Consider the following 15,715-nt stretch of genomic DNA (forward strand, 5'->3'; position numbering starts at 1 on the left):
CATTATATTATGGGAAAATATAGAAGATATAAAAACAGAGTAGAAATGTACCTCGCCAGTGAAAAAGGCAAGCGGGTACTGAATTTCTGTTATAGCTGGGGTGCCTCCATCGTTATTATCGGCGCCTTGTTCAAATTGTTGCACTTGCCGTATGGTAACCAGATCCTGTTTGTGGCCATGACGGTAGAGGCATTGGTATTCTTTATCTCCGCATTTGAAAAGCCATTCAATGAATATCACTGGGAAGAAGTGTTCCCGGTATTGAAATCGAAGAATCCGCTCGACCGTCCGGATTTCGCCAATACGCCTATGTCCAATCTGGTCAACTCGCCGGAGAATACGACCGACGACGAGATCGCTGGCGGGCTGAAAATCAATTTAAGCGGCAAGCAGGCTTCCGGACTGGGCAGTCTCGGCCTGGATGTGAGCGAAGAAGATACGAAAAACCTTTCCGACAGTATCAAGAAGCTGAGTGGTGCCGCCGAACAGATCTCCAAAATGGCGGAGCTGACGGAAGCGACGCAGAAATACTTGGAACAGCTTTCGGGCATGTCCGAGAATATGGAGCGTTTCAGCCAGGTGACCCATTCGCTGACCGACGTTTCCGACACGCTCTTGAACTCGTATAAGAGCATTACGGATAATTCGGATGGCATCAACCAGAATTCCCGCGGTTACGTGCAGCAGATGGAAATGCTGAACCGCAACATATCCGGCTTGAACACGATCTACGAGATACAGTTGAAGAGCATCAGCTCACAGATCGAATCGATCGAACACATCAACAGTGGTTTGAGCCGTATTCGCGAAATGTATGACGGCTCCGTTGTCGACAGTTCCGTGTTCCGTAACGAGACGGAAAAGATGACGCGACAGTTGGCCGAATTGAACCAGGTATACAGCCGCCTGTTACAGGCCATGACGGTCAATATGGGGTATCAGCAACCTGCACAGCCGCAGCAGCCTGCTTACCAACAGCAGCAACCGCAGCCCGCACAGCAGCAGAATTACCAGCAGGCCTATCAGCAACCGTACGGATATCAGCAGCAAACTCCGTATACAAACAACCCAATGAAGTAATCGAATATGGCAGGAATAGCAAATAATCCCAATTCGCCCCGTCAGAAGATGATCAACCTGATGTATCTGGTGTTCATCGCTATGATGGCACTCAACGTGTCGTCGGAGGTACTTGACGGTTTCGAACTGGTGGAAGGCAGCTTGCGTACTTCTATCGATAATACCTCGACCCGTAATGAGATCGTCACGGAGGAACTGAAGGCTTATTATCAGACAAATCCCGAAAAAGTACGTGAATGGTACGAAAAGGGGACAAAGGTGAAGCAGGCTTCCGACAGTCTGTACAATTATGTGCAGGATCTGAAAGTGCGTATTGCACAGATTGCCGACGGTAAGGATGCCGATGTCAATAATATCGATCATAAGGACGACCTCGAAGCGGCTTCCCGCGTGATGTTGTCTCCCGTTTCGGGTGAAGGCAAAAAATTGCGCCAGAGCATCGAAAAATACCGGACACTGATGGGCGAGATGGTGGAAGACTCTGCCAAGACGCGCATCATCGAAGCCAGCCTGTCGACGACACCGCCTCACAAGGCTGGTATCAATACCCGCACTTGGGAAGAGGCTTTGTTCGAGAATATGCCGGTGGCGGCGGCTGTCACCTTGCTGACGAAATTGCAAAGCGATATCCGCTATGCCGAAGGTGAAGTGTTGTCGAACCTGCTGAGCAGCGTCGACATGCGCGACTATCGTGTGAACCAGATCACGGCACAGGTAATCCCGGAAAGCCAGATCGTCATGCGTGGCAGTCAGTACAAGGCCAATATCGTCTTATCGGCTGTCGACTCGACGAAACGCCCGACCGTCTATGTGAACGGAAAGGAACTGCCTTATGATGCAAACGGCATGTTTACGGCTGTCGCCGGTACTCCTGGCACTTATCCGGTCAAAGGATATATCGAAATGCCGGGTAGTGACGGCAGCGTGATGCGCCGCGAGTTCGAAAGCGAATATTTCGTGACGGAACCGAGTGCGACGGTAGCGCCGATGCTGATGAATGTGTTGTATGCCGGAATCGCCAACCCGATCCGTATTGCCGTGCCGGGCGTACCGAGCGGTAATGTGACGGCGACCATGACAAACGGGACATTGATCCGCAAAGGAGACCAATGGGAAGCCCGTCCGACAACGGTCGGAACAGATGCCATCGTTTCCGTCCATGCTAAAATGGCGGATGGCCGCAGCGTCGAGATGGCGAAAACGACTTTCCGCGTACGCGCCCTGCCTGATCCGATGCCTTTTATCGAATATAAGGACCAGAACGGCAATATGCGCAAGTTCCGTGGTGGCCAGTTCTCCAAACGGAATTTGGTGGAAGCCGACGGTATCCAGGCGGCTATCGACGACGACTTGCTGAACGTGCCGTTCAAGGTGTTGAGTTTCGAGTTGACTTTCTACGATTCGATGGGCAACATCATTCCGGAAGTCACGCAAGGCAACCAGTTCTCACAGCGTCAGAAAGATTATATCCGCCGCCTGGCAAGAGGCAAACGCTTCTACATTACCCATGTGAAGGTATTAGGACCGGACAACAAGGAACGTATCATTCCGACCGTCGAAGTAATCGTCAATTAACATAACGTAGGGGCGAGGTTTGCTCGCCCCGTAATGTATAAAGATATATGAAACGTTTATATTACATAGCAACCCTCGCCATTGCCCTGTTCGCCTCCGTCCCCATGCAGGCGCAGGAAGAGGCCGGTAACGCCCAGCAACAACAGCAGAGACGCCGTGGCCCCGTATCGAGCCGTGGCGCCCGTGAAGAAGATAAGAAAGAGAGCGGTATGCCCGAACTGACCGTCCGTGCACAGGATATGAACGAACGGATGACGCAGAATATCGGCAACGCCCGCTGGATGCGTGTCATCTATCGCCAGATCGATCTCACGAAAGAGCAGAATGCTCCTCTATACTATCCCACCCAACCGATGAACGGACAGATGAATCTGTTTTCGATCATCTTCCAGTTGGTATGCGAGGGTAAGCTGTCCGCCTATGAATACCTGGACGGTTACGAGGATTTCAGCGACAACCGCAAGCTCGACCTGAAAGTCATGCTGGACCGTTGCCGCATCTTCTATGAAGAGACGCCAGGCAAAGACAACGAACCCGCCAGTTTCGTCGTAAATGAAAGCGATATTCCTTCCGGTGATGTCCGCTCCTATTATATAAAAGAAGCCTGGTATTTCGACCAGAACAACTCCGTATTCGATGTCAAGACACTCGCGATCTGCCCGATCCTGACGATCGTGGACGATATGGGACAGAACACCATGCCGATGTTCTGGATTCCTTATGAAAACCTGCGGCCCTATATCAATACGGCCTATATCATGACGTCCAACATCAACAACGCCATGACTTTCACGCTCGACGATTATTTCCGTCGCCGGATGTTCCAGGGCGATATCTTCAAGACGCAGAACCTGATGAATCAGCCTCTGCAAGCCTACTGCCCGACACCCGATTCGATGAAACGCGAGCAGGAACGTATCGAGAATCAATTGATCACCTTCGAGAAGTCCCTCTATCTGCAACCGGATACAGCTCAGTTGGCTGCTGACACAAAAGGCAAGAAAACCAAAAGTGCAACTGTCTCCGCCCGTGGCAAAAAGACGGAAGCCGCCAAAGAGAGTAAACAAAAGGAGGTCAAAGTCAAAGCTCCGAAAGCCCAGAAAAGCGCTCCGGTCCGCAGCGTACGCCGCCGTCGGTAATCGCTTTTTAAAATTTACTATATATTAAAAAGAGTGTGTGTCAAGCGCGAGAACGAGGCGGTTTTGACACACACTCTTTTTCTTTAGAAGAGATTACAACTTATGTATCACCTTCATCAACTGGTCTCCCAAGCCGATCGTGTAGCCTTGTGAAACGAATACTACGCGGTTGAAAGTGTCGGCGATAATGAAGATAGGCAGTGTGTTGGCATTCTGCAACTTCATGGCTGCGGCGATCTCCTTCTGAATCGTCTTGTCGATATCTATACCGTATGTGATGGTACTTGGCAACTCTCCGAACTCTTTCGGGTCGAAGTTCTGAAAACCCTTTTCATCGGGGAACAGCAAGACCATGCCACGGCCCCATTCTTCGAGCTCCTTCTTTACGGCAGCAATGTCACGCATGGCGTGGTTGGTCGGTTCCTGGCGGGCTCCGAGGACAGCGACGATATAATAGCCACGGCCGGTAGTCGCTAACAGACTCGTTTCCTCGCCATTGTCGGCCCGTTTGAACTTGTTTTCGGAGTTGAAGTTGCCGATGACCTGTACATCATCCTGACTCTCACGCATCTCCAGTTTGATATTGCTTGTCTTACCCGGTTCAACGTTGAAGAAGGATATTTCGGCCAATACGCTACCATTCGCCATACGCGTTCCGGTTACCAGCATATAATGGCCCTCATCCATAGAAAGCGGCTTTTTCAACAAGGCGCTCCAAGTGTCGCCGCCCCCCATATCCACATCGCCCGATTCGAAGTTAAGTGTCTGCAACTTGCCGGTCGGCAACACTTTCGCAATTGTGAAATGGCTGTAATACTTCGGGTCCTGCAATGCTTTGATCGGCTGGTAAGAAGCGACGACCTTGCCTTGCTTGGCAATCGTCTGCTCGGCGGCTTCGAAATCCACATCCACCCAGTTCAGGCCTTTCGCATATTGCACTTTTCCTGCTACCGGTTCGATACGTGCCGGAATACCGATGCTACGACATACGGCAACGAAGAATATGTTGCGGGAACCTTTGTCGGCCACGCGCGATTTCCATACGCCCATCGGCATAATCGGAATGCGTTGCGGATTCAGGCTGTCATTGATACTGATATTTTCCTTCACCCAGTCTACAATTAATTGCGGATCAGCTTTGGCCTTCTTCACCAACATCGGATCGACGTTAGCGGCGAAGAACTTCCTGTACGGTGTCAGGAACTCGTTTGCCACACGCGGATTGAGGATATATTCGGTGAACAGGGAGCTTTGTACCGCCTGGGCATTGTTCAGATGGTCCGCCAATACGGAAGCCGGCGTATCACGCAAGTCCTTGGCGGAGATGACATTCAGCAAATCCATCGCCATCGGGCGCTTGTCGGAGGGCGTATCACGAAGGAACTTCTCGATCTCACGCCAGTTACCCCGGCTACCGATCATGACATCGGCTGTTTTCAGCGGGTCGATACCTAATTCTTTGGCAAGTGCTTCCGCTTTCTCTTCCGTATAGAAAGTACCCACATATTTAGTGCGGATCACATCTTCTTCGTGCAGACGCTTGGCGTTGGCCTCTTTCTGTTCGTCTGTCACGCAGGCAGCAATGGAGCCGTCTACCGGAGGAATGACGTCGAGCGTGACGGTTTCGATGTTGCCCGGCTTCTTGTCAAGCGTAATCGTCACATTATTATCTTTGCCGAACGACACCTTGCTATATCCGAACTTGCCATCCTTGGTCGCCCATACCAGCATATCGCCTTTACCGGCCGAAAGGAAAGCTTTCCCTTCGGCATCCGCTTTCTTATTGGCTACGGAATAGAACTCGGCATAGTTGTATATTTTGAATTCAACATCGGCTCCGGCAGCCGGTCGGCCATTTTCATCCACAACGGTGATCGTCGCTTTGGCTGTCGGGGCATAATTGTCGATTACGTTGATCTCGGTGTAACCGTCGGTTACATCCATGACTTCTTCCGGTCCGTTGTATTTGCCGAATACTTTCGTGTGCATCAGCATACCACGGTAAGCCGGTCCGTTGAACCATCCCAAATTGAGGACCGGTTCCGGTTCGCAGGCTCCGAGAAAATACCATTTACCGTTTACCCAGGCTTCCACCCAGGCATGGTTATCGTCGGTATGCGCCCAACGCGGCGTATAGACCTGGCGGGCAGGTATACCGACCGAACGAAGGGCAGCTACGGTAAACGTCGACTCTTCTCCACAACGCCCGTAAGCGGTCTTCACAGATGCCAACGGCGAACTCGTCCGGGCATCTGACGGTGTATAGATCACTTTCTCATGACACCAATGGTTCACCTCCAACACGGCGTCATACAAGGACAAGTCTTTCACCCGATCTTTCAGTTCTTCATAAAAGACCATGCGGCTCTCGTCCAGATTCTCGTTGTTGACTCGCACGGGAAGTACGAAATGGCGGAAGATATCTTCCGGTATGCTGTCTCCCCAGGGCATTTCCACCCGTGCACGAAACGAGCTGCGGATATTGTCGAGATACAGTTGCCCGTCGTAATCCGTAATATCCCCGATCGGCATATAGGCATACAAGAAAGTAAGCGCCTCTTTTTCGTCCGGTGTCATCTGCTGGTTGAAGACGGAAAAAAGATTCCCGTTCGGCAGAGCAGCCTGCTTTGCCTGGAAATCTTTTTCAACTTCGGCACGAAACGCATCGTCCGAAATGAAATGCTGCTGCTTATTGCATGAAGTTCCCGCAAGGAAAACCAGCAATAATAAGAATAGATTAGTTCTGCTCATGATATCATTATTATTTCCCACAAATATAATGAAACTCGCCCGATTTCGGATGGATTTAAGAAGAATAATGTAAACTATTGGGTTTTCAGGGATTTATGTAGCATTATTCTACATTCGTAAAAGTGTGCTTTGAAGCCGTTTTTTGAATAGTTAAGCAGAAAAATTGCTACCTATCCGTTGCCCATTCCTGTTGCATGGAATTGTTTGAAAATCCTTCCTGTTCCGACCGTAAAGAACGCAGTTTCATCATTTTGGCTTAATGAAGGTACTTATTTTTTTTGAAATATGAAAAATATAGGTTCTGTAAGTCAATGATGATAGCTTTGTCGATGTCTGACGATATTTAACATGCCGATGATCAACTCTGTCTCCATTAATTTTGCAAACAATGGAACAGGTTATGAATCAGAAAGATGTGAAGGTTTCGTTCTACCTTAAAAAGAGCGAGGCGGATGCCAGTGGGAACTGCCCAGTGATGGCACGGCTCATTGTCGGCAAACACTCTGAAACGGCTTTCAGTGTAAAGCTGCGTGTGCCACAATCATTATGGTCATCCGGACGGGCGTGTGGAAAGAGTGTTGCGGCCAGGGAAATCAACAGCAAGCTTGATGAAATCCGAGCGACAGCTCTCGGCATTTATGCGGAAATGTCCGCAGTCCGTGAAGATGTGACTGCGGAGGAAGTGAAGCACCAGCTTTTGGGCATGGCTTCAGGTCAGGAAACCTTGTTGAGCTATTACAGATACTTCATGAGGAATTTTGAGAAGCGTGTAGGTGTTAACCGAACAGAAAAAACTTTATATGCTTATCGTAATTCCTACAATCATGTTGCCGTCTTTTTACAAATGCAATATAAGGTAACAGACCTTCCGTTTACCGCTCTGGACCGTTCATTTATCGAGAAATATGTGTTGTATTTACGTACAGAATGCAATCTCTCACAGTCTACTATTGTCAATCATTCCGTCCGGTTGAAGACGGTAGTCGGCGAAGCAATCGCCGACGGTATAATTACGGCAAATCCGTTTGTAAATAAACTCGTTGAGATACAACTGTAAGTATTTCCTTTTGATTTTATGGTAGTTGCCCAGCAATGTCCGTTTTGCATTACTGATTGCGATATGCACCCATTTGAGTGTTTCCTTGGTGGTTTTGGCGTCTGATTTCTCGGTGACGTGCAATTCCACCAGATCGGAGATGTCAACGTAAGAAGTGCTTTTGTCCGAAAATACGATGGCATCATCCTCCATGCAGTCCCTGACCACGCCGTTGATTCCTTCACTTTGATGGCTATCCAGTACCCTGGCCTTGAAATAACGCACATGCTTCTCCTTTTTGCCCGTTTCGATATCTTCCAACGGGGTGCTTTCGGCCATCACCGCAACGTTCTGCTTTCCCTCGGCTCCCCGGCCACGTGTACCCTTGCCTCGCTCGATTTCCTTACTGGCCACCGAAAAGTAACCCTCATCCAGTTCTATCATCCCTTCCAGTGTATACCTTGCATCCCGGTTGCCCATCGCCCTGCGGAGTTTGTGTACCATCGCCCATACCGGTTCGTAACGCTTCAATCCTAATTGCTTCTGGAGTTCGTTGGTGGAGAATCCCTTTTTTGTGCAACTCATCAGGAACATCGTTTTGTACCACACCAGAAACGGCAGCTTGGAGCTCTCCATGTTCGTACCGCTGCGCAACGAGGTGCGGAAACGGCAACCTTTGCATTCATAACTCCATTTACCCTGTAACCAATAATGGGAAGTGCCCCCGCATCGCTTGCAGACAACCCCTTCCTTATCACGCTGCTCCTTGAAATGCAAACGACAATCTTCCTCCGAACCGAAATGAGCCGTAAAACTGAATATGTTCATAATCCCTGCTTTTTGAGCGCTAATATACTAAAAATATTAGGTGTGTTTGCGGAGAATCAGTAATATTTTGAGCGTATCAAAATAAAGTTATTGAACAGGTTGTTATTTTAAAGGTTTAGTCATGACTCGTGATTATGTATCCAGACTGATTGTGACTTGTTTTGCTGTTTTTTCAGAAAAAAGGTGTTATCTTTGCAAGTGAGATAAAGAGTTATTTGAAAGCATGAGAAATATGGCGGTTCGGAACAGTCCGGCTTTTTCTTATCCATTGCCCGTTCTCGTGCGAGTTTTATCCAATCTGTTGATAGTCAAATAAAACCTACCTGATTACAACAAATATAACGAATAATCTCTATTCTCCATAGAAAAGAGACAGAGACACGATCCATTCTCAATTACCCTGTCACAAATTCTTAAACCAGCGGCAGTGATTATATAATCAGTGCCTGCGATTACATAATCACTGCCGCTGATTATATAATTGCTGGCACCGATTTAAGAATTTATAAGGAGAAAATCATCTTTTCATTTTTATCTACACAAATAAATACACACTTCTTGCTCTTTTATATGGTAAGTTATTGTACTTCTCACTATTTTTTCGTTACTTTGAAGTAGCTAATGATAGTAAACTGTTATCAACTTATGTTTCAAGACTTACATATTTTCGAAAATCCGGAAGTAATCTTACTGGTTGCCTCCACAATCTTTTTCTTCAGTATTATTGCCGGCAAAGCCGGTTTCCGTTTCGGCCTTCCCGCCTTGCTTCTCTTTTTAGGCGTCGGAATGCTGTTTGGTAGCGACGGCTTGGGTATTCAGTTCAGTAATCCCAGCGCGGCACAGTTCATAGGTATGCTGGCATTAAGTATCATACTATTTTCAGGTGGTATGGATACGAAGGTGTCCGAGATCAAGCCGATCGCGAAAGAGGGTGTCATACTCGCAACGGTAGGCGTCTTGCTGACGACTCTTATAACGGGGGGATTTATTTATTATGTGTTCTTATGGTCCACCGGTTACGAAACCCTTACGATAGCGGAATCGATGTTGATGGCGGCGGTAATGTCGTCTACAGACTCAGCCTCCGTCTTTTCCATCCTTAGGAGCAAAGGCGTTTATCTGAAACAACGCTTGCGCCCGACGTTGGAATTGGAGAGCGGTAGCAACGACCCGATGGCGTATATGCTTACCTTGCTCATTATCGCTTATATACAGGTCGGAGGTATGAACTTACAGGAAGCTGTCTTGCAATTGCTCGTCCAGCTGTCTGTCGGTGCGATAGCCGGTTTCCTGTTGGGAAAGCTGGCGGTTCTGATGATCAACAAGATCAATATGGACAACGAGTCTTTATATCCGATCCTATTGTTGACGACTGCTTTCTTCACTTTCTCGGCGACCACTTTATGCAAAGGGAACGGTTATTTGGCCGTGTATATTGCCGGTCTGGTCGTGGGGAACGCCAAGATTGTACATAAGAAGAGCATGGGAACTTTCTTCGACGGTTTTGCCTGGCTGTGGCAGATCGTTATGTTCCTTACGTTAGGTCTGTTGGTGAACCCGCACGAGTTGCTGCCTGTCGCTCCGGTAGGCCTGTTGGTAGGGGTATTTATGATACTGATAGCCCGCCCTGTTACGATCTTTCTTTGTTTGCTCCCGTTTAAAAGTTTCACGACAAAAGGGAAACTGTATATCTCGTGGGTGGGACTTCGTGGAGCGGTACCGATCATCTTCGCCACTTATCCCTGGATCGCCGGGGTCGATCATGGAGGTATGATCTTCAATATCGTGTTTTTCATTACGATTCTTTCCCTCCTGATACAGGGGACGACCGTAACGCAGGCGGCCAAATGGCTTGGCCTCATCGACAGCCCGGAACGGAAAGACGTCTTCGGCATCGAATTGCCGGAAGATATCAAGAGTGCCATGAGTGAGATAGATATCACCCCGGCTGTTCTTTCTCATGGAAACAAGCTGATGCAACTCACCTTGCCCGACCATACCCTTGCGGTTATGGTGAAACGCGACGGACATTACTTCATTCCGAAAGGCAATACGGAACTGAAAGAAAACGACAAACTCCTGATGATTTCCGATAACGACGAGGCCCTGCTACAGGCATACGATTCGTTAGGAGTGAAGGATTATACGATGAAAAAGAACTGACATAACCTCTATTAGGGCTGTTCCGGTGCCACAATGGAATCACGCAACACCAGCAGCCCTTCCGGTCCCATATTAAACAGTAAATCCACAATACTCATATTCGGAAGGAATCCGTGCTTGTCCTGAAAAACCTGGTAATAGGGTTTCGGAGAGAAGGACGGATCTTCTCCTTCATGTTTAGGACGGATGATTTCTCGGAAATCATTCGGCACTTCAGGCTGGTACTCTTCCGTATAGATGACATTCGGGTGCAGGTCGAGCAGACGGCAGATCAACTGGCGCAGTTCCTCATTGTAATCGAATAGGAACTCATACTTCTTCTCGTAAAAAGGAGCGAAATCCTCTTCGTAATATTCGAAAAACGGACTCATATTATAAGCCGAAACCAAAGCGTTCCAATGCAGGTGACGCCAGTTCCCGTGATCGGAGATACGGATGTCCTTGGTCGGGCACTTCAATGTATCCGGTTTCACGATAGGGACGGACAAGGCTAACGGACCGTTGGCGGCAGCAATGGTACAACGGTTCCGGAAGGTTTGCTTCAGGTAGTTTTCGGCTGTTTCGAGATGTATTTCCGGATATTGGAACAGTTTGCAATATTGCTGGACGGGGCCCAGATAGGTTGTTGAAATATAGACAGATTGCATCAGTTTACGGGTTTAAAGATTCGTTGTTTGTCACGGCTGAACCAGCAGAGCCAGGCATTCCCGATGATATGGTCATGCGGGATAAAGCCTAAATGGCGGGAATCGACCGATTCGTTTACATTATCGGAGAGCATCCAGTAATAATCCTGCCCGAAAAAGAAAAAAGTAGTTTCTCTTCCGTCTAAATATAGCTTTCCATCACGAAAAACGGCCTTTTCTCCGGCCTCGGCCAATATTGCCTCCTTACAGGCGGTAAGGGCAGCTTCATCCAGACGATAGGCCCGGCCTTTACGGGGAACGACCAGCTTGTACGGAACTGCCTGATTCCGGATAAAATGAATGTTCATCTCTTCCGTCAGCTCTTCACGCAATTGATATTCTTCGAAGGTCGTCAGGGAAAAAGAAAAACCGAACGTCTCGCTCTTCCAGTCTCGCACCGGAATATTCAGCTTTTGCAAAGCTTTCAGGAAATCAGCAGCACTCTTCTGGGTAATGAAACAGGTATTAAGCGCACGAGGAGAGTGAGGCAGCAGTTTCCCGTTCACCTCGTACCCGTCGCCACTCACCAGGATAGTGTCTCCAGGCATACCGATGCAACGGCTCAAGAACAATGGATTGCTCACCGTATCTTTCAGAAGAGGGCTGGTAAACAGCACAACCTTGTTCCGCCCCGGGTTTCCTTCAATCGGCAATTTATTTACCAGGATATAATCGCCCTGATGCAACGCCTCTTCCATCGCATTCGTCGATATCCGGTAAGATTCGATACAGAAACGGCGAACAGGTATAACAACGAGAAAGGCAATAACGACCGTTATCACCCAGCCTATATAGTAGGGGCGACCTTCACGGTCTCCCGCCTTATAGTCGCCCGTCCCGTTTATGTTATCATTCACCTTTTCCCCCATAGCAACTTGCTTAGTCAGGATGTACCCAGCGGAACATACGGTTCCAACGAATACCGCCGTCGAACAAGCTACGATCCTTATCCAGTGACAGCCAGATCATGATCGGCTTGCCTACGATATGGTCTTCCGGCACGAAGCCCCAGGAACGGCTGTCGGCACTGTTGTGGCGGTTATCACCCATCATCCAGTAATAATCGTATTTAAACGTATAGGTCGTTTCCGGCTTGCCGTTGATATAGACCTTACCATCCTTTACTTCCAGCTTATTATGTTCGTAGTTGACGATACAGCGTTTATAAAGAGCGATATTACGTTCCGTCAACGGGATCGTAGCCCCCTTCTTCGGAATCCATAGCGGTCCGTAATTGTCGCGGCTCCATCCGGTTTGGTAATCTACCGGATAATAAGAATCGGCTCCCATAGGGTCCGGTTCGAGAACCACACGCTTCACGACCGGAAGTTTTTTAGCAATCTCCAATGTCTTTTGAGTCAGCGGAAAATGGTAAACTGGATTATACTGGCCATTGCCATTCGGCTGGATGCCCAACATGGACATATATTTGGAATTATAGCTTCCGTCGATCAATACACGGTCGGCTTTGCTGACATCCAGCAAACGGAACTGCTCTTCACTCAACATGGAACCGTCCGTCTCGACGAAATAGTTAAGCTGCATTTTTTCAGGATTCTTGGCAGCAACACCATCGATGTAGACCTGGTTGTCACGAATCTCGATCGTGTCGCCCGGCATACCAATACACCGTTTGACATAATTCTCGCGTTTGTCGACAGGCCGATAGATCACATCACCGAAATCCGCTTTATTCAACTGGATAGCTTCCCGCCCGTATTGTTCTATCAAGTGATAATAATCCGGGTTTTGAACCTTCAATGCAACCGTATCGCCTGCAGGAAAGTTGAACACGACAATATCATTCCGCTTCACATGCCCGAAACCTTTCACCCGTTTATAGTCCCACTCCGGCCAGTCCAGATAAGACTTGCAGTTGAAAAACGGCAATGTGTTTTGTACCAGCGGGAAGGCAACCGGCGTATTCGGTACACGCGGTCCGTAGCTGAGCTTACTGACAAATAAATAGTCGCCCACTAACAAGGACTTCTCCAGAGAGGAACTGGGAATCTGGTAATTCTGGAAAATAAAGATATTGATGAAATAAACGGCGACCAGTGCAAACAGGATATCATCCACCCATTCCAACACATTGCGTACCTGCGGATTCTTGGTGCGTTTCCAGGCTCCCCAGGGAATGTACCCGGTCAGGAAAATATCGACAAGGACAATCAGGCCCAACAACAGCCAGGCATTCTGCATCCAAAGCGTGAAAAGCAAGTAGAGAACGGCTGCTATGCTGAATTTAATCCATTGTTTTTTAGAAAACTTCTTCATTTGTTTCTGTTATTAATTAAAATTTAAGCATATCGTCCATTCCAAGGAAACCTTTCTTTCCGGCGGTAAATTCAGCGGCAATAACGGCACCCAATGCAAATCCGGCACGGCTCTTCGCATCGTGCTTGATGCTGATCGTGTCGACGTCCGACTCGTATGTAATTTCATGGATACCCGGAACTTCTCCCTCGCGAATGGCATGGATAGGAATATCGGTTGTTTTCTCAGCCGTTTCCAACGTCCAGCGGTCTTTGCGATCCACATTTTCAATGATTCCTTCCGCCAATGTGATGGCTGTTCCGCTGGGAGCGTCCAATTTATGGATATGATGGGTTTCCATCATTTTGATATCGTAAGCAGGGAAGCTGTTCATAATCTTTGCCAGGTATTTGTTGAGGGCGAAGAAAATGTTTACACCGATGCTGAAATTGGAGGCATAGAAAAAAGTTTTTCCCTCTTTTTCGCACATTTCTTTGACTTGTCCGATCTTGTCAAGCCAGCCTGTAGTACCGGAAACAACTGGAACGCCTGCGGCAAAACATTGCATATAATTGTCGAATGCTGTTGCCGGAGTCGTAAACTCGATCGCGACATCAGCACTTTTGAAATTGTCGGAGCGTATTTCTTCGGGGTTATTGATATCTACGACAGACACGATCTGATGTCCTCTGCCAAGTGCTATCTGCTCGATAGTTTTTCCCATCTTTCCGTAACCGATAAGTGCAATCTTCATACTTATATATTTAACTTTCAATTTTTAACTTTCAACTTTCAACTGATAACGTGCTGCAAATATAAAGAATAATGCTTAGATTTGGGACATAAATCTTAACTCTGAAAAAAGATGGAACGTTTATTACATTATGTTTGGAAATACAAACTTTATACGGCTACCCCATTGGCAACCACAGATGGACGCTCTGTTCAGGTAATCGATCCCGGAATGCAGAATACGGATGCAGGTCCCGATTTCTTCAATGCGAAGATCAAAATAGACGGAACACTATGGGCAGGAAGTGTCGAAGTTCATGATAAATCTTCCGACTGGCTGCTCCATCATCATGATACGGATAAAGCATACGACAGCGTAATTCTCCATATTACAGGCTTTAATGATTTCCAGCCTATCCGAACGAACGGGAATCCGATCCCACAAATGCTCCTAACCGTTCCGGAAAATGTCCGCCGTAGCATAAACTGGTTGCTTTACCGGGAAACGGTTCTTCCATGCCTCGATCATATAGCCGGGATCGCCCCTCTACATATAGCCTGCTGGATGGAGGCTTTGCTGAGTGAGCGACTGGAAAGGAAAACACATGACATTTTCTTCCTTTTGGATACATATCAGGCAGACTGGAACGAGGTCTTTTATATTACTTTAACTCGAAACTTCGGCTTTGGTGTGAATAATGATGCTTTTGAAAGGCTGGCAAAGAGCTTGCCGCTCCGTTGCATCCAAAAACAACGGAGCAGCCATTCGCAGATAGAAGCGATGCTTTTCGGACAAGCAGGGATGTTAGCGGAGGAGAACGACGACCATTACTACCGCCTGTTGCAACGGGAATACGATTTTCTACGCCATAAGTTCAGCCTTTCGCCGATGGAAGATTTCGTGTTTAAGAACCTACGGACACGACCGGTCAACTTCCCGTATCTGAAAGTGGCACAGTTAGCTGCTCTCTGGGTGCAGCACGACACCTTGTTCTCAGCCATTCTTGAAGCCGGGAGCACCGGAGAGATCAAAAAGTATTTCAGGATTCCTCCATCCGTTTATTGGGAGACACATTATCATTTCCGATACGCTTCTCCCCGGAAAGAAAAGACCATAGGTGAAAACGCCCTGAACATTCTGCTGATAAACACGGTCGTTCCGATGCTTTTTGCCTACGGCCTACATAACAAACAACCTGAATATTGTGAACGTGCCGCCCGCCTTTTAGAAAGTATTCCCCCGGAAAAGAACACCATCGTCTCCACCTTCTGCAACGCCGGTATCGCCGTCCGCCATGCAGGTGACAGCCAGGCTTTGATCCAATTAAAACGTGAATATTGTGAAAAGAAGAAATGTTTGTATTGCAGGATCGGGTTCAGGATGTTGAAAACGACAATCGGACAAAAGCCCATTTAAATGCAAAGATTGATTAATGGCAGGATATCCTACTAATTTTCACCGGATTTTT

Annotated in this window: 11 protein-coding genes and 1 pseudogene; 6 read left to right on the forward strand and 6 right to left on the reverse strand. The window is 47.9% G+C overall.

Annotated features, from left to right (window positions below; genetic code table 11):
* Positions 1 to 9: 9 nt before the first annotated feature.
* From porL to porN, 3 genes are read left to right on the forward strand one after another with little or no spacing between them, the layout of a single operon-like run.
* Positions 10 to 1,080: a type IX secretion system motor protein PorL/GldL gene (gene porL, locus NQ564_RS14685; RefSeq protein WP_008146437.1), complete on the forward strand. Its 1,071-nt coding sequence runs from the start codon at positions 10 to 12 to the stop codon at positions 1,078 to 1,080.
* Between the two features lie 6 nt (positions 1,081 to 1,086).
* Positions 1,087 to 2,655, forward strand: coding sequence for a type IX secretion system motor protein PorM/GldM (porM, locus tag NQ564_RS14690; RefSeq protein ID WP_008146438.1), 1,569 nt, complete (start codon positions 1,087 to 1,089; stop codon positions 2,653 to 2,655).
* Between the two features lie 47 nt (positions 2,656 to 2,702).
* Positions 2,703 to 3,794 (forward strand): type IX secretion system ring subunit PorN/GldN, encoded by a 1,092-nt coding sequence (porN, locus tag NQ564_RS14695; protein WP_008146439.1) that lies wholly within the window; start codon positions 2,703 to 2,705, stop codon positions 3,792 to 3,794.
* A gap of 93 nt (positions 3,795 to 3,887) precedes the next feature.
* Here porN and NQ564_RS14700 read toward each other — a convergent pair whose 3' ends face one another.
* Positions 3,888 to 6,545 carry a transglutaminase domain-containing protein gene (locus NQ564_RS14700; RefSeq protein WP_129650208.1) on the reverse strand — a complete coding sequence of 886 codons (2,658 nt, stop codon included), beginning with the start codon at positions 6,543 to 6,545 and terminating at the stop codon, positions 3,888 to 3,890.
* Between the two features lie 400 nt (positions 6,546 to 6,945).
* On the opposite strand from NQ564_RS14700, the pseudogene NQ564_RS14705 reads away from it, so the two are divergent.
* Positions 6,946 to 7,575, forward strand: a pseudogene (locus NQ564_RS14705) (phage integrase SAM-like domain and Arm DNA-binding domain-containing protein); the annotation flags it as partial.
* Here the strand turns inward: NQ564_RS14705 and NQ564_RS14710 are convergent.
* Entirely contained in the window at positions 7,483 to 8,409 is a 927-nt protein-coding gene (locus NQ564_RS14710) for an IS1595 family transposase (RefSeq protein ID WP_050771020.1), read from the reverse strand. The pseudogene NQ564_RS14705 and the gene NQ564_RS14710 sit on opposite strands and share 93 nt — an antisense overlap.
* A gap of 645 nt (positions 8,410 to 9,054) precedes the next feature.
* On the opposite strand from NQ564_RS14710, the gene NQ564_RS14715 reads away from it, so the two are divergent.
* Complete coding sequence (locus NQ564_RS14715; protein ID WP_008156325.1) at positions 9,055 to 10,572, forward strand: potassium/proton antiporter; 1,518 nt, start codon at positions 9,055 to 9,057, stop codon at positions 10,570 to 10,572.
* An 11-nt stretch (positions 10,573 to 10,583) separates the two neighbouring features.
* Here the strand turns inward: NQ564_RS14715 and NQ564_RS14720 are convergent, their stop codons facing one another.
* The 4 genes from NQ564_RS14720 to dapB are packed head-to-tail and all read right to left on the reverse strand — an operon-like array spanning position 10,584 to position 14,268.
* Complete coding sequence (locus NQ564_RS14720) at positions 10,584 to 11,219, reverse strand: WbqC family protein (RefSeq protein ID WP_008146450.1); 636 nt, start codon at positions 11,217 to 11,219, stop codon at positions 10,584 to 10,586.
* On the reverse strand, positions 11,219 to 12,127 hold the full coding sequence (gene lepB, locus NQ564_RS14725) for a signal peptidase I (RefSeq protein WP_008146452.1): 909 nt from the start codon (positions 12,125 to 12,127) through the stop codon (positions 11,219 to 11,221). Before lepB (NQ564_RS14725) ends, NQ564_RS14720 begins: the two co-directional genes overlap by 1 nt.
* 10 nt (positions 12,128 to 12,137) lie before the next feature.
* Positions 12,138 to 13,535, reverse strand: coding sequence for a signal peptidase I (lepB, locus tag NQ564_RS14730; RefSeq protein ID WP_008146454.1), 1,398 nt, complete (start codon positions 13,533 to 13,535; stop codon positions 12,138 to 12,140).
* 16 nt (positions 13,536 to 13,551) lie between these two features.
* Positions 13,552 to 14,268 (reverse strand): 4-hydroxy-tetrahydrodipicolinate reductase, encoded by a 717-nt coding sequence (dapB, locus tag NQ564_RS14735; protein ID WP_008146456.1) that lies wholly within the window; start codon positions 14,266 to 14,268, stop codon positions 13,552 to 13,554.
* 111 nt (positions 14,269 to 14,379) lie between these two features.
* On the opposite strand from dapB, the gene NQ564_RS14740 reads away from it, so the two are divergent.
* Positions 14,380 to 15,663: a DUF2851 family protein gene (locus tag NQ564_RS14740; protein WP_008146457.1), complete on the forward strand. Its 1,284-nt coding sequence runs from the start codon at positions 14,380 to 14,382 to the stop codon at positions 15,661 to 15,663.
* The last annotated feature ends 52 nt before the right edge of the window (positions 15,664 to 15,715 follow it).

The organism is Parabacteroides johnsonii DSM 18315 (assembly GCF_025151045.1).
Lineage (GTDB): Bacteria > Bacteroidota > Bacteroidia > Bacteroidales > Tannerellaceae > Parabacteroides > Parabacteroides johnsonii.

Coding starts and splice junctions, on each gene's coding strand:
- lepB (WP_008146454.1), bottom strand. CDS start 13,535: ATGAAGAAGTTTTCTAAAAAACAATGGATTAAATTCAGCATAGCAGCC.
- NQ564_RS14720 (WP_008146450.1), bottom strand. CDS start 11,219: ATGCAATCTGTCTATATTTCAACAACCTATCTGGGCCCCGTCCAGCAA.
- porN (WP_008146439.1), top strand. CDS start 2,703: ATGAAACGTTTATATTACATAGCAACCCTCGCCATTGCCCTGTTCGCC.
- NQ564_RS14710 (WP_050771020.1), bottom strand. CDS start 8,409: ATGAACATATTCAGTTTTACGGCTCATTTCGGTTCGGAGGAAGATTGT.
- NQ564_RS14700 (WP_129650208.1), bottom strand. CDS start 6,545: ATGAGCAGAACTAATCTATTCTTATTATTGCTGGTTTTCCTTGCGGGA.
- dapB (WP_008146456.1), bottom strand. CDS start 14,268: ATGAAGATTGCACTTATCGGTTACGGAAAGATGGGAAAAACTATCGAG.
- porL (WP_008146437.1), top strand. CDS start 10: ATGGGAAAATATAGAAGATATAAAAACAGAGTAGAAATGTACCTCGCC.
- NQ564_RS14740 (WP_008146457.1), top strand. CDS start 14,380: ATGGAACGTTTATTACATTATGTTTGGAAATACAAACTTTATACGGCT.
- NQ564_RS14715 (WP_008156325.1), top strand. CDS start 9,055: ATGTTTCAAGACTTACATATTTTCGAAAATCCGGAAGTAATCTTACTG.
- porM (WP_008146438.1), top strand. CDS start 1,087: ATGGCAGGAATAGCAAATAATCCCAATTCGCCCCGTCAGAAGATGATC.
- lepB (WP_008146452.1), bottom strand. CDS start 12,127: ATGGGGGAAAAGGTGAATGATAACATAAACGGGACGGGCGACTATAAG.